This window comes from Sphingomonas faeni (assembly GCF_040407495.1).
In the GTDB taxonomy this organism is placed as follows: Bacteria; Pseudomonadota; Alphaproteobacteria; order Sphingomonadales; family Sphingomonadaceae; genus Sphingomonas; species Sphingomonas faeni_D.
In genome coordinates, this window is record NZ_JAPZPP010000001.1 from 374,802 (window position 1) to 387,836 (window position 13,035).

At 64.6% G+C, this 13,035-nt stretch carries 17 protein-coding genes and 2 tRNA genes; 14 read left to right on the forward strand and 5 right to left on the reverse strand.

The genetic code is table 11. The features are described from left to right. The 3 genes from O6W96_RS01805 to O6W96_RS01815 all read left to right on the forward strand — a co-directional run bounded on the left by O6W96_RS01805 (position 1) and on the right by O6W96_RS01815 (position 1,454). A complete protein-coding gene (locus O6W96_RS01805) occupies positions 1-1,149 on the forward strand; it encodes an AI-2E family transporter (RefSeq protein ID WP_353468496.1) in 1,149 nt (382 codons plus the stop codon). A gap of 54 nt (positions 1,150-1,203) precedes the next feature. After that, positions 1,204-1,280: transfer RNA gene (locus tag O6W96_RS01810), tRNA-Asp, on the forward strand. 97 nt (positions 1,281-1,377) lie between these two features. Beyond that, positions 1,378-1,454 (forward strand) — tRNA-Asp (locus tag O6W96_RS01815). A gap of 304 nt (positions 1,455-1,758) precedes the next feature. Here O6W96_RS01815 and O6W96_RS01820 read toward each other — a convergent pair. The 4 genes from O6W96_RS01820 to O6W96_RS01835 all read right to left on the reverse strand — a co-directional run bounded on the left by O6W96_RS01820 (position 1,759) and on the right by O6W96_RS01835 (position 3,211). Next, a complete protein-coding gene (locus O6W96_RS01820) occupies positions 1,759-1,959 on the reverse strand; it encodes a DUF2842 domain-containing protein (RefSeq protein ID WP_056048481.1) in 201 nt (66 codons plus the stop codon). After that, a complete protein-coding gene (locus tag O6W96_RS01825) occupies positions 1,956-2,489 on the reverse strand; it encodes a 5-formyltetrahydrofolate cyclo-ligase (RefSeq protein ID WP_353467980.1) in 534 nt (177 codons plus the stop codon). The genes O6W96_RS01820 and O6W96_RS01825 overlap by 4 nt, the downstream gene beginning before the upstream one ends. 204 nt (positions 2,490-2,693) lie before the next feature. Beyond that, positions 2,694-3,017, reverse strand: a complete 324-nt coding sequence (locus tag O6W96_RS01830; protein ID WP_353467981.1) for a cell division protein ZapA — start codon at positions 3,015-3,017, stop codon at positions 2,694-2,696. Continuing rightward, on the reverse strand, positions 3,017-3,211 hold the full coding sequence (locus O6W96_RS01835) for a hypothetical protein (RefSeq protein ID WP_353467982.1): 195 nt from the start codon (positions 3,209-3,211) through the stop codon (positions 3,017-3,019). Before O6W96_RS01835 ends, O6W96_RS01830 begins: the two co-directional genes overlap by 1 nt. Positions 3,212-3,356: 145 nt before the next feature. On the opposite strand from O6W96_RS01835, the gene gap reads away from it, so the two are divergent. The 3 genes from gap to O6W96_RS01850 all read left to right on the forward strand — a co-directional run bounded on the left by gap (position 3,357) and on the right by O6W96_RS01850 (position 6,149). Continuing rightward, positions 3,357-4,367: a type I glyceraldehyde-3-phosphate dehydrogenase gene (gene gap / locus O6W96_RS01840; protein ID WP_353467983.1), complete on the forward strand. Its 1,011-nt coding sequence runs from the start codon at positions 3,357-3,359 to the stop codon at positions 4,365-4,367. Positions 4,368-4,551: 184 nt separating this feature from the next. Further along, positions 4,552-4,962 (forward strand): MOSC domain-containing protein, encoded by a 411-nt coding sequence (locus O6W96_RS01845; RefSeq protein ID WP_353468497.1) that lies wholly within the window; start codon positions 4,552-4,554, stop codon positions 4,960-4,962. Next, on the forward strand, positions 4,959-6,149 hold the full coding sequence (locus O6W96_RS01850; RefSeq protein WP_353467984.1) for a phosphoglycerate kinase: 1,191 nt from the start codon (positions 4,959-4,961) through the stop codon (positions 6,147-6,149). The genes O6W96_RS01845 and O6W96_RS01850 overlap by 4 nt, the downstream gene beginning before the upstream one ends. Here the strand turns inward: O6W96_RS01850 and O6W96_RS01855 are convergent. After that, positions 6,146-6,628 (reverse strand): TlpA family protein disulfide reductase, encoded by a 483-nt coding sequence (locus O6W96_RS01855; RefSeq protein WP_353468498.1) that lies wholly within the window; start codon positions 6,626-6,628, stop codon positions 6,146-6,148. The two genes, O6W96_RS01850 and O6W96_RS01855, sit on opposite strands and share 4 nt — an antisense overlap. A gap of 152 nt (positions 6,629-6,780) precedes the next feature. On the opposite strand from O6W96_RS01855, the gene relB reads away from it, so the two are divergent. From relB to O6W96_RS01895, 8 genes are all read left to right on the forward strand, one after another. After that, the gene (relB, locus tag O6W96_RS01860; protein WP_353467985.1) at positions 6,781-7,047 is read left to right on the forward strand and encodes a type II toxin-antitoxin system RelB family antitoxin; all 267 of its coding nucleotides are present in this window, start codon (positions 6,781-6,783) and stop codon (positions 7,045-7,047) included. Continuing rightward, positions 7,044-7,376, forward strand: a complete 333-nt coding sequence (locus tag O6W96_RS01865) for a type II toxin-antitoxin system PemK/MazF family toxin (RefSeq protein WP_121885203.1) — start codon at positions 7,044-7,046, stop codon at positions 7,374-7,376. Before relB ends, O6W96_RS01865 begins: the two co-directional genes overlap by 4 nt. A 22-nt stretch (positions 7,377-7,398) precedes the next feature. After that, entirely contained in the window at positions 7,399-8,319 is a 921-nt protein-coding gene (locus O6W96_RS01870) for a class I fructose-bisphosphate aldolase (protein WP_056048504.1), read from the forward strand. 75 nt (positions 8,320-8,394) lie between these two features. Beyond that, positions 8,395-9,084, forward strand: a complete 690-nt coding sequence (thiE, locus tag O6W96_RS01875) for a thiamine phosphate synthase (RefSeq protein WP_353467986.1) — start codon at positions 8,395-8,397, stop codon at positions 9,082-9,084. Between the two features lie 188 nt (positions 9,085-9,272). Continuing rightward, positions 9,273-10,286, forward strand: a complete 1,014-nt coding sequence (locus tag O6W96_RS01880; RefSeq protein WP_353467987.1) for a L,D-transpeptidase family protein — start codon at positions 9,273-9,275, stop codon at positions 10,284-10,286. Between the two features lie 4 nt (positions 10,287-10,290). Beyond that, positions 10,291-10,896, forward strand: a complete 606-nt coding sequence (locus tag O6W96_RS01885; RefSeq protein WP_353467989.1) for a M23 family metallopeptidase — start codon at positions 10,291-10,293, stop codon at positions 10,894-10,896. Positions 10,897-10,982: 86 nt separating this feature from the next. Continuing rightward, positions 10,983-11,546, forward strand: a complete 564-nt coding sequence (gene efp / locus O6W96_RS01890; protein WP_093397280.1) for an elongation factor P — start codon at positions 10,983-10,985, stop codon at positions 11,544-11,546. Between the two features lie 163 nt (positions 11,547-11,709). Continuing rightward, positions 11,710-12,522, forward strand: a complete 813-nt coding sequence (locus O6W96_RS01895; RefSeq protein ID WP_353467990.1) for an inositol monophosphatase family protein — start codon at positions 11,710-11,712, stop codon at positions 12,520-12,522. Positions 12,523-13,035: the final 513 nt, after the last annotated feature.

Sequence of the window (13,035 nt, forward strand, 5' to 3'; positions counted from 1 at the left end):
ATGCGGATCGCGCAGCGGCGCGATCGATTGCTCGCGGCGTTGACGCTGACTGCCGGCGTCGGGCTGATCCTCGCTACACCGTTCGCGCTGAAAGCGGGCGCGGAGTTCTTTCTGCCACTGACCATCGCGCTGGTGATCTCCGTCGCGCTGGTGCCGGTGCTGGAATGGCTCGAGCGGCGTCACGTACCGTCGCCGCTGGCCGCGATATTGTGTCTGCTGGTGTTCCTGATTGCGGCGAACATCGCGATCGCCGCGATCCTTGTGCCCGCGACCGACTTCTTCCGCCTGCTGCCGACCCGGTTGGACCGGATCCAGAGCAACCTCGCACCGCTGCTCGACCTGTATTCGAGCCTCGAGAAATACGTGAACAAGACGCTGCGTCAGGTCGCGTCGACGCCGATCAAGCAGCCTGCGACCGCGGGGGTTGCGGCACCAGGGTCGATCCTCGAACTCGCCGCGACGTCGGCGCCGGCCGTCATCGTGCAATTCCTGTTCGGTGTCCTGATCGTGTTCTTCTTCCTCTCGGGATGGACGCGGATGCGGCGGCAGACGATCACCGGGCGGACCAGCTTCGACGGAGCGATGGCGACCGCTCGCGTAATCCAGGATATCGTCGACGACGTGTCCGCGTATCTAGGCACGATCACGCTGATCAACATCGTGCTCGGGATCGTCACGGGGACGGCGTTGTGGTTCATCGGCATGCCGTATCCGGCAATGTGGGGCGGGATCGTCGCGCTGCTCAATTACATCCCGTATTTCGGGCCGGTGATCGGTGCGTTCTTGCTCGCACTGGGCGGGCTGATGACGTTCTCTGACATCTGGATGGCGATGCTGCCGCCGGCGCTGATGTACGGACTGCATCTGGTAGAGGCGAACGCGATCACGCCGTTCGTGGTCGGGCACCGGCTGACGATCAGCCCGTTGCTGATCCTGATCTCGCTAAGCTTCTGGGGATGGGTGTGGGGCACGTCGGGGGCGTTGCTTGCGGTGCCGCTGCTGATCATCATCCAGACGATCGTGAAGGCCGCTGGGAAGCCCGATATCGCCGGTTTCCTGTTCGAGCACGGGACGCTGGTGCAGCCCAAGACCGGGCGAAACCGTCGTCGTGGCGATCCGCCCGAGGCACAACGTGAAACTGGCGGATAATTTGGGTTGACGGTGTCCGAACCCTCGCCTAGTTGCCGCCTCCACGCTGTTTCAGCGGGTGTAGCTCAGTTGGTTAGAGCGCCGGCCTGTCACGCCGGAGGTCGCGGGTTCGAGTCCCGTCACTCGCGCCATCGTTTGCCCTGACCGGGTAGATGGTTCGAGATTGTGTTGAGGTTTTGACGAGCCTTCCCGCGTGTCCTTGGGGCGCTAGGGTTCGTCATTGGGAATGCGGGTGTAGCTCAGTTGGTTAGAGCGCCGGCCTGTCACGCCGGAGGTCGCGGGTTCGAGTCCCGTCACTCGCGCCACCCTAATGGGTGGCCGAGACCCTTCAAAGTTTTGGATGCCGAGAGCATTCCGTCCTGCCGCCGAAGCCAGGATAACCCTACATACCGTTTGTACCGGGTAGAGACCCAGTAGCTTCGTAAGAAGCGCATCGAGGGCTCGTATCGAAGCATGTGCTCCGCGCCCCAACTGTCCTTCGATACGCCCTCTCGATACGCCGCCTACGGCGACTACTCGATGGCTACTCAGGACTAACGGTGGAGGGGCGTGTCTCGCGAGCCCCGCAGGGGACAGCAGCGTGTCGAGCAGAGCGGGAGCTGGCAGGCTCTACCGCCCGAGCTCCATCCAGCGCAGGACCGGCTTCAACGGAGCGATCCAGATCAGGCCGGTGAACAGGTAGAACACCAACTGCCCCAGCCAGTGCCAGCTGCCGACGATGTTCGACAAGCTGACGATGGCTACGCACCACACCAGGATCAGCAGCAGGATGCCAAGCATCCCGACGGGTTTGCGCCAGGTGGGCGTCATGGCGTGATCCATTCTAGTTCGGTGGCGATGGCGTGGAGCGGGACGTCCCACGGGTCTGGGGTGAGGCTATCGACCTGCTGCACCGATAGCGCAATGCCGACACGCCAGGCGTTCGGGTGCGCGAGGAAGGCGCGGTCGTAATAGCCGGCGCCCTGGCCGATCCGGTTGCCGCTGCGATCGAAGCCGACGAGCGGGGTCAGGATGATGTCGGGTTCGAGTTCGGCCGCATCTTCGGCGGGCTGGTGCAGCCCGAACGGTCCGGCGATCAGCGCTGCCTCGGTCGCCCAGGACAGGAAGCGCATCGGCAGCGAGCGGCGGACGATATGGGGCAGTGCGATGATGCATCCGGCATCGACCGCGGCGCGCGCGAAGGGAGAAGGATCGGCCTCGCCGCCGAACGGGACGTAGGAGGCGACCGTCAATCCGGGTTTCAGCCGTGCCAGAAACGCCGAGGGCACCGGAAGTTCGACCGACGGGTGCGCTTCCCGCGCGGCGCGGAGCGAGGCTCTCAGCGCGCTCTTGTCGGTCATGCGCTTGCGACCCTGAGATAGGGGGGAGATGGTGGTGTGGCGGGCCCACCATGGCCGTGTGCCGGGTTATCCACTGACGCACGGTACGTCAGGTGGGGACCATGTGCTTCGGACCAGGATCCTAACAGGGACAGCCCCCTATGGATGATGAATAGCCTCAGGGATAATAAAGGCTCGTACCGGGCAGAACCCGCCACAGCCAATCTAGGCGTTGGGCGGGCTAAGCTCAAGGGGCGTGTGTTCGAGAGCTTCGGCAAGCCCTTCGAGACGATCTGCGATCCGCGTCAGCGCGATCTCGCTGACCGCCGAGCCTTCGGGCGGGCGATGCGCGGCTTCGTCGAGGTCGTCGGCGAGCATCAGCGCGACGAACAGCATCGCGCGCTCGGCGCTAAGACCGCCCGCCGCCCGGTCCGCGGTGGCCCAGCGTTCGGCGACCATCGCACCCAGCAGGCGCACGCGCGACTCTTCGCCGTCACGGCAGGCGACGGCGTGCGGGCGGCCACCGATATCGAGCATGACCTGGGCCATCAGTTGGGGCTCCCGCGGGTGATGACGTCGTCGAGCGCGGCGACGGCTTCGGCCATCCGCGCCTTGAGGGCGGCGTGGCGCTTGGCGAGCGCGTCGCCGGCTTCGGTGCGGGCTACAATGGCGGATTCGATCCGTGCGATCGCGGCGTCGATCCGTTCGACGGCAGTTGGTCCGTCGGGAAGTGTTTCTGACATGCCATGCGAGATAGCATGGACGGGGGGTGCGACAAGTCGGTTTAGGCGAAACCCATCACCATCCACGGTGTTGACAGGGCGCCCCACCGCCCCGCAAAGGCTGCGCGCCCGGAACGGACTCGCGGGCGTTAGCGGAGATACGGCAATGACGGTCAAGGTTGCGATCAACGGTTTCGGGCGCATCGGCCGTCTCGTCGCCCGTGCGGTACTCGAACAGTCGAACGGCGCACTCGAACTCGTCGCGATCAACGATCTCGGCGATGCCAAGTCGAACGCCTGGCTGTTCAAGCGCGACAGCGTCCACGGCAAGTATCCGGGTGAGGTTTCGGCCGAAGGCAACGAACTGGTCGTCGACGGCAAGCGCATCCGCGTGACCGCCGAGCGCGACCCTGCCAACCTGCCGCATGCCGAACTGGGCGTCGATATCGTGCTGGAATGCACCGGCTTCTTCACCGACAAAGCGAGCTGCCAGAAGCATCTCGATGCCGGCGCGAAGAAGGTACTGATCTCGGCACCGGGCAAGAACGTCGACCTGACCGTGGTCTACGGCGTCAACCACGACAAGCTGACCGCCGAGCATACGATCGTCTCGAACGCGTCGTGCACGACCAACTGCCTCGCGCCCGTCGCCAAGGTGCTGAACGATGCGATCGGCATCGAGCGCGGCCTGATGACGACGATCCACGCCTATACCAACGACCAGAAGATCCTCGACCAGATCCACCCGGACCTGCGTCGCGCCCGTGCTGCGGCGATGTCGATGATCCCGACCACGACGGGGGCTGCGCGCGCCGTCGCTGAAGTGCTGCCGGAGTTGAAGGGCAAGCTCGACGGTTCGGCGATCCGCGTTCCGGTGCCGGATGTGTCGCTGATCGACCTGACCTTCACGCCATCGCGCGATACGACGCGTGAAGAGGTGAATGCGGTGCTGAAGGCGGCCTCCGAGAGCGGCCCGCTGGTCGGCGTACTCGACTGGTCGGACGAGCCACTCGTCTCGATCGATCTCCAGCATACTCCGGCATCGTCGACGATCGATAGCCTAGAGACCGCGGTGATCGACGGCAAGCTCGTCCGCGTCGTCAGCTGGTACGATAACGAGTGGGGCTTCTCGAACCGCATGGTCGATACGGCGACCGCGATGGCGAAGTTCATCTAAGCCCGCGATCTATGCGTCCCCTGTTCCGTTCGCTTCGAGCGCAGTCGAGAAGTCGTCTCCCGTGACATATGGTGTCCCGACTGCGCTCGACACGAACGGGGACGGGGCGGTGGCTCAGGCCCCGGCCTCAACGACGGTTGGCTCGATCGCCGGCATCGCGCGCCACGCCCGCGCCAAGAGCCCGATGGAGGTCATCGACCATGTCGAGATCACCGTCGAGGCTGGCCTGCACGGCGATTTCCGCGGCTATGTGAAACCCGGCGGCAAGGGCCGGCGTCAGGTCACGTTGCTGGAACGCAGCGACTGGGCGGCGGCGATGGCCGAGGTCGGCCGGGACATCCCGTGGTACGAACGCCGGGCGAACCTGCTGGTCGACGGCTTCGACCTACCCCAGATACCCGGCACCCGGCTCCGTATCGGCGCGGACGTCGTGCTGGAGGTGACGCGCCATACCGATCCGTGCGAACGCATGGAAGCGCTGGCGCCAGGATTGTTCGCCGCGCTGACGCCCGACTGGCGTGGCGGGGCGTGCGCCCGAGTTTTGATGGACGGCAAGATTGCCGTCGGTGATGAGATCAGGATCGAAGAACCATGACCAAGCCATTCAAGACGCTCGATGATATGGGCGACATCCAGGGCAAGCGCGTGCTCGTCCGCGAAGACCTCAACGTGCCGATGGCCGAGGGGCACGTCACCGACGACACCCGCCTGCGCGCCACCGTCGCGACGGTTGGCGAGCTTGCCGACAAGGGCGCGATCGTCCTCGTCCTCGCGCATTTCGGCCGTCCCAAGGGCGTACCGAGCCCCGAATTCTCGCTGTCGCAGGTCGTGAAGCCGTATAGCGAAGTGCTCGGCCGTGAAGTCCGCTACATCGACTGGGAAGGGGCGGATGACGCTGTCGCGACGCTGCAACCCGGCGACATCGCGGTGCTGGAGAACACGCGCTTCTTTGGCGGCGAGGAGACCAACGACGCGGCTGTCGTCCAGCGGTTTGCAAGCCTTGGCGATCTCTACGTCAACGATGCCTTCTCAGCAGCGCACCGCGCGCATGCCTCGACCGAGGGTCTCGCGCACGTCCTACCCGCCTTCGCCGGTCGCGCGATGGAAGCCGAACTCGATGCGCTCCAGAAGGCGCTCGGCGAGCCCGAGCATCCGGTCGCGGCGGTCGTCGGTGGCGCCAAGGTGTCGTCGAAGCTCGACGTGCTGCGGCATCTTGTCACCAAGGTAGATCACCTGATCATCGGCGGCGGCATGGCGAACACCTTCCTCGCGGCACGCGGTGTCGATGTCGGTAAAAGCCTTTGCGAGCACGAGCTTGCGAGCGTTTGCGAACAGATCATGGAAGCGGCGGACAAGGCGAACTGCACCGTCCACCTGCCGTACGACGTCGTGGTCGCGAAGGAGTTCAAGCCGAACCCCGCCACGCGCACCGTCAACGTCCATGAAGTCGCGGCTGACGAGATGATCCTCGATGTCGGGCCGGCCGCAGTCGAGTCGCTCGGCGACGTGCTGAAGAACTGCCGCACGCTGGTCTGGAACGGGCCGCTCGGCGCGTTGGAGACGTCGCCGTTCGACAAGGCGACCGTGGCGCTCGCGAAGACTGCAGCGGCATTGACCGAGGGCGGCTCGCTCGTCTCGGTAGCCGGAGGTGGCGATACGGTTGCCGCGCTCAACCACGCCGGCGTCGCGGACGCATTTACTTTCGTCTCGACCGCAGGCGGCGCGTTCCTCGAATGGATGGAAGGCAAGGACCTTCCCGGCGTTGCAGCGCTCACGCGTTAAGGCGCCGGCTCTTTCAGCAGGGGGATCAGCAGACCATTCAGGTCATCTAGGCTAAACGCGCCGGTTTTCGCATAGCGGACGATGCCGGCGCGATCGATGATGTAGTTGGTCGGCAGCGCGCCCATCACCCCGAACGGTCCTTTGATCCGCCGCGCGGAACTGATCGCCATGGCCGCGAACAGCGGTTTCAGCTTGAACGCGGGGAGCGAATCCTCCGTCGCCACCGCAAACACGCGCAGCCCATGATCCTTGCGAAGCCGATAGTAATTGTCGAGCAGCGGCAGTTCCGCCTTGCAAGGCCCACACCACGTCGCCCAGAAATTCAGAATGACGACCTGCCCGCGAAGGTCGGCGCTGCGGACCTTGCTGCCGTCGATCAGCGTCAGTTCGAAGTCGGGCGCACGCTCGCCGATCTTTACCGCAGCGGCAGTTGCTGGTTCCGATGCCGCGGATGCCGCCAGCAGCGCCGCACACGTCATGATCCCGCGGAAAATCGTCAACACCTGTGTCCCCCTTTTGGCCAGTGTCGACGGCGGACGACCTTTCGTCAATCACGCGACCAACCGAACGGGCGGGGGATTGATCCCAGCGATTCGCACGCCTATGTTTAACATGTTAAACGGAGACTCGGATGCTCGGCGTCAGGCTCGATAGCGAACTCGAAGAGCGACTCGCGGCAGTTGCGCGCACCCAAGGGCGCAGCAAGAGCGATATCGCACGCGAAGCCGTGCGACGCTATGTCGAGCGCCACGACGAGGCTTTCTTGGCGGAGGCGAAGCGGCAGTCGCTCGCGGCGGCGGCACTAGGCTGGACCGAAGAAGACGACGCGTGGGAGCGGTTGGGTGTTGCCTGGGATGATCCAGAGCTTGCCGGCAATCGCCGTGATGCCGCCGAATGAAACGCGGTGATATCGTTACTATTGCCGACGCTGACGCGGGGGATTTTGCCAGAAAGCCGCGCCCGGCGCTCGTCGTTCAGACTGACGCGTTCCTGCGGGACCACGATAGCGTTACGGTGTGTTTGATTACCAGCCAGCTTGCCGGCCTCGGCATGTTCCGCATTCCGATTGCGGCAAACCCCGACACGGGGCTCTTTAAGCCGAGCGAGGTCAGTATCGACAAGGTGCAGTCAGTCTGGCGGCATCGGATCGGTCGACGGGTCGGTGCTGCTTCCAACGAAACCATGTTTGCGGTCGATCAGGCACTGCGCCGATGGCTGGAACTTTAAAATACTGAAAGAGGATTTACCCATGACATCCACGATCACTCCGCAAGTCAAAACCATTCTCGACAAGTATGAAGCCACCAGTTCGGCGGTGAAGGCGAACCTCGCGCGCATCCTGATGCAGGGCAAGCTTGGCGGCACCGGCAAGCTCGTGATCCTGCCAGTCGACCAGGGCTTCGAGCATGGCCCGGCGCGCAGCTTCTCGGTCAATCCGGCGGCGTACGACCCGCATTACCATTACCAGCTGGCGATCGACGCCGGGCTCAGCGCCTATGCCGCGCCGCTCGGGATGCTCGAAGCGGGGGCGGATACGTTCGCCGGGCAGATCCCGACGATCCTGAAGTGCAACAGTTCGAACAGCTGGGCGACGACGATCGACCAGGCGGTAACGGCGACCGTTTCCGACGCGGTACGGCTCGGCTCGGCGGCGATCGGCTTCACGATCTATCCGGGCGCGGACCAGTTCTTCGACCTCGTCGAGGAAATCCGCGAGCTGAGCGAAGAGGCGAAGTCGGTCGGCATCGCGACGGTGATCTGGTCGTATCCGCGCGGCGGCGAGCTGACCAAGGACGGCGAACTCGCGCTCGACGTCGGTGCCTATGCCGCGCACATGGCGGCGCTGCTCGGCGCGCACATCATCAAGACCAAGTTGCCGACCGCGCATATCGAGCAGAAGGAAGCCAAGCCGCTCTACGCGAACACCGACTGGTCGAAGCAGTCGGACCGCGTGAAGCATGTCGTCCAGTCGAGCTTTGCCGGGCGTCGCATCAACGTCTTCTCGGGCGGCGCGTCGAAGGGCGAGGACGCGATCTTCCAGGATGCACGCGACATCCGCGACGGCGGCGGCAACGGCTCGATCATCGGCCGCAACACCTTCCAGCGCCCACGCGACGAAGCGCTGGCGATGCTCGACCGGATCATCCGGATCTACAAGAACGAGGAATAAGCCTCGGTTTGCCTTCACGTCGCCTCGGTCATGCGCCGGGGTGACGTGGCGGTTACGAGCGGCTAGGGGGCGGACATGACCGAATTCGAAGATCCGCTGGGCCCGCTCGATCCCAATTTCGCCGAGAATTTCCGCCGCGATATGCGTCGGCCGGCTTGCCAGCTTTACTTGGTGTCGCCGCTCGACTGTGGAGGCGACTTCCCCGAGCGTCTCGCGCGCGCTCTTGACGCCGGGCCGGTGGCGGCCTTCCAGTTCCGTGTGAAGGATATCGACCAGCACGCGGCTGCCGCACTGGGCGAGCCTTTGCGCGCGATCTGTGCGGAGCGCGATGTCGCGTTCATCGTCAACGACGATATCGGGCTGGCGAAGCGGCTCGATGCGGACGGCGTACACCTCGGGCAGGACGATGGCGACCCGCGTGAGGCGCGGGCGCAGCTCGGACCCAATGCGCAGATCGGCGTGAGCTGTCACGGCAGCCGTCATCTGGCGATGGAAGCTGGCGAAGCCGGGGCCGACTACGTTGCGTTCGGCGCGTTCTATCCGACCACGACGAAGGTCGCGACGCATACCGCCGAGCCGGTGATCCTCTCATGGTGGTCGACGCTGTTCGAGATGCCCTGCGTCGCGATCGGCGGCATTACGCCGGAAAACGCCGCGCCGCTGGTTGCTGCGGGGGCGGATTTCATTGCTGTGTCGGGCGCCGTCTGGGGTGGCGACGAGGTCGCGGCTATCAAGGCATTCGGCGAGGTGTTGAAGGCGCGTTGAGTCTCGCACCCATTCCGTCATCCTGACGCACGCCAGGACCCAGAGCAAAGCAGCGCGGCATTCGTGATCCTGGGTCCTGACTTTCGTCAGGATGACGGATGGCGAAGTCGGGGAACGCCATCATGCAACGGAAACAACCGTCGTCCTGACCGTTTGATGCTGAAGCGTAACGGTTTGGGATGATTGGCATGACGGCATTTGTGACGAAAGTTTCGGTTCTTGCGGCGTGCCTGTTCGGGGTCGCGTCGCCAGCTGTAGCGCAGACCGCGCCCGCCAAACCCGTACCGATCGATCGCAACATCCTGCACGTGCAGGTGATCCTCGACCATCTCGGCTTCGGGCCGGGCGTGCTCGACGGTCGCGGCGGGCAGTCGCTGGTCGCGGCGCTGAAGGGGTTCCAGGAGGCGAAGGGGCTGCCGATCACCGGCAAGCCCGATGCACGGACGTTGCAGGCGCTGTATCCGTACCGCGCTGCGCGGCCGACGGTAACGGTCGCGCTGACCCCCGAGATGCTGGCGGGACCGTTCGTCAATCCGTTCCCGACGGACCCGGCCAAGCAGGCCGAACTCCCATCGCTCGGCTACAAGAATGTCATGGAGAAGCTCGGCGAGATGTTCCACACGACGCCGGCGGTGATCGTTGCGCTGAATTTTCCGACCACGAAGCTGGCGCCGGGCACCAAGGTCGTGTTCCCCAACGCGCTGCCGACGTCGCGCGCGTATGATCCGAAGCTGAAGCCGGACTGGATCGCGACGCTCACGATGCTGAACGTCGACGCGAACCAGCCAAAGGCGGATCATGTCGTCGTCGACAAGTCGGATGGCGTGCTGCGTGTCCTCGATGCGAACGACAAGCTGATCGCGCAATTCTCCGCGACGATGGGATCGAGCCACGATCCGCTGCCGCTTGGCACGTGGACGATCAAGGGCTCCGATTACAATCCGAAGTTCCACTTCAATCCGGCACTGTTCTGGGATGCCAAGAAGGGCCAGCAGAAGGAGATGCTGCCGCCGGGGCCGAACGGTCCGGTCGGCGTCGTCTGGATGGACCTGTCGAAGGAGCATTACGGCATTCACGGCACGCCGAACCCCGAGACGATCGGGCGTGCCGAGAGTCATGGCTGCATCCGCCTGACCAACTGGGATGCGGCGCGATTGTCGATGATGATCAAGCCGGGGACCAAGGCCGTGTTCCAGGCCTGAGACGATGACGCGGACGTTCTGGATCATTCTTGGGTTGATCGTCATCGTGGTCGGTGGGTTCGCATCGATGATGTCGTTCGGCAGCAATGGCAGTGGCATCGAGCGGCGGGTGCCTTGGCGAAAGCAGGCGCCGCCCACCGAGGTCGCTGCCGTCGCCGTCACGCCCGGGGCATTGGCTGTCCCGGTAGCAGGCGTTCCGCGGAAAGCGATCGCGAATAGCTGGAACGATGCGCGGGGCGGCGGTCTGCGCGGCCATCATGGCACGGACATCATGGCGCCGGGTGGCACCGCCGTCGTTGCCGCCGCACCGGGACGAGTCGAGAAGCTGTTCCAGAGCGGGCTTGGCGGGATCACACTTTACGTCCGCTCGCCCGATCGACGCTGGACCTATTATTACGCGCACCTTGCCGGCTACGCCGCGGGGATACGTGAGGGCATGGCGGTCAAGGCGGGCGATACGCTCGGCTATGTCGGCGATACCGGCGACGCTGGGGCGGGCAATTACCACCTGCATTTCGGGCTGACGAAGATGCAGCCGGGGGAGCGTTGGTATCAGGGCGAGAACGTGAACCCGTACCCGATGCTTGCCGGAACCGGGTCGTCCCGCTAAAGCCCGCCGCTTCGGGTTTCCGCAGAGCCACGCCTTAGGGCCATGCTTCGCGGACGGCCCCTAGCTCTTTCCAGCAGGAATCGGTCATGAAGATCAACGCGGTCGAGATTCGTCCCGGCAACATTCTTGAATATGAGGGCGGCATCTGGCGCGCCGTCAAGATTCAGCACACCCAGCCCGGCAAGGGCGGTGCCTATATGCAGGTCGAGATGAAGAACCTCATCGACGGCCGCAAGAACAACATCCGCTTCCGCTCCGCCGAGAGCGTCGAGAAGGTGCGGCTCGAGACCGTCGACTTCCAGTTCCTGTTCCGCGAAGGTGACATGCTCACCTTCATGGACAAGATCAATTACGAGCAGATCTCGCTCGATGCCGACATTCTGGGCGACGCCGCGGCGTTCCTGCAGGACGGCATGGACGTGGTGATGGAGCTCTGGGAAGAGCGGCCGATCTCGGTCCAGCTGCCCGACACGATCGAGGCGCTGATCGTCGAGGCGGATGCCGTCGTGAAGGGGCAGACTGCCTCGTCGAGCTACAAGCCTGCGGTGCTCGAGAACGGCGTGCGCGTGATGGTGCCGCCGCATATCGGCGCGGGCACGCGGATCGTCGTCGACGTATACGAGCAGACCTACGTAAGGCGCGCGGACTAAAATCTGCTCCCCCTCCCGCAAGCGGGAGGGGGCCGGGGGGTGGGCACCCGCCCTCCATGTTACGCGACGATACTGGTGCGAACGATTTCGATGCCGCGCGACGCTGATAGCGCGAGCCCACCCCCGGCCCCTCCCGCTTGCGGGAGGGGGGAGATAGAATACCATGCCCAGCCATTCCGGCATCATGACCGTCATCGAGCGCGCCGCCCGCAAGGCCGCGCCGCGCCTGCGCCGCGACTTCAACGAGGTCCAGCAGCTCCAGGTGAGCCGCAAGGGTCCGGCCGACTTCGTCAGCCAGGCCGACCAGCGCGCCGAGCAGACGATCTTCGAAGAGCTCAGCCACGCCCGTCCCGACTGGGGCATGCTTATGGAAGAGCGCGGCGAGGTCGCCGGCGATCCCAATAAGCCGCGGTTCATCGTCGATCCCTTGGATGGCACGTCGAACTTCCTCCACGGCATCCCACATTTCTGCATCTCGATCGCGGTCGAGGAGCCGATGCCGAACGGCAAGCGCGAGGTTACCACCGCATTGGTGTATCAGCCGCTGACTGACGAGAGCTTCTGGGCCGAGAAGGGTCGGGGGGCTTGGCTCACGGACCAACGTTTGCGCGTGTCGTCGCGGCGCGATCTGTCCGAATCGCTGATTGCGACGGGGATTCCGTTCCTGGGGCATGGCGACTTCGCGCAGTGGAGCCGCATCTTCGGGGCGGTTGCGCCTGAGGTCGCGGGTATTCGTCGCCTTGGGGCAGCGGCGTTGGATCTGGCTTGGCTTGCGGCGGGGCGTTTCGATGGCTTCTGGGAATCGAACCTGAAGCCTTGGGATGTTGCTGCGGGCATGTTGCTGGTGAAGGAAGCCGGCGGCTTCGTCACCGACTTCCGCGGTGGCGACCGTGCGATGGAGCGCAACGAGTTTCTTGCGGCGAACGACGCGCTGCATTCGCGGCTGCATAAGCTGGTGGCCGGCGCGCTGCGCTAAGCCTTGCGAACGATCCTCCCCCGCGAGGGGGAGGTGGCAGGCGTTTGCCTGACGGAGGGGGAGGAAAGGGCGACGGTTGTTCCGTGTCCTCCCCCTCCGTCACCTTCGGCGACACCTCCCCCTGGCGGGGGAGGATCGTGAGGTCGGAGAGCAATCCGTTCACGCTGGTGAAGGTGATACTCACGTCCTATCCGTCACCCCAGCGAAAGCTGGGGTATCCCCGTGATAGCCGGCGCGCTCGCCAACCATGATACCCCAGCTTTCGCTGGGGTGACGGATGAAGGCGGTGGCCGCGAAAGTTCTAAGAGCCTAATCCAAAGGCGCGGACTCTACCCCAGCCCGTCATGCCGGGCTCGTTCCGGCATCCACCGTTCCGCATTCTCGCAGACCGTTGGTTTGCGGCGCCGTGGACCCCGGAACCCGTCCGGGGTGACGGAGTCGGTTTGGTGATGTTGCCGCTATTTCGCAGCACCCTCGTCTGGATCCCGGCACGCCAAGTAACGCATGTTTCCC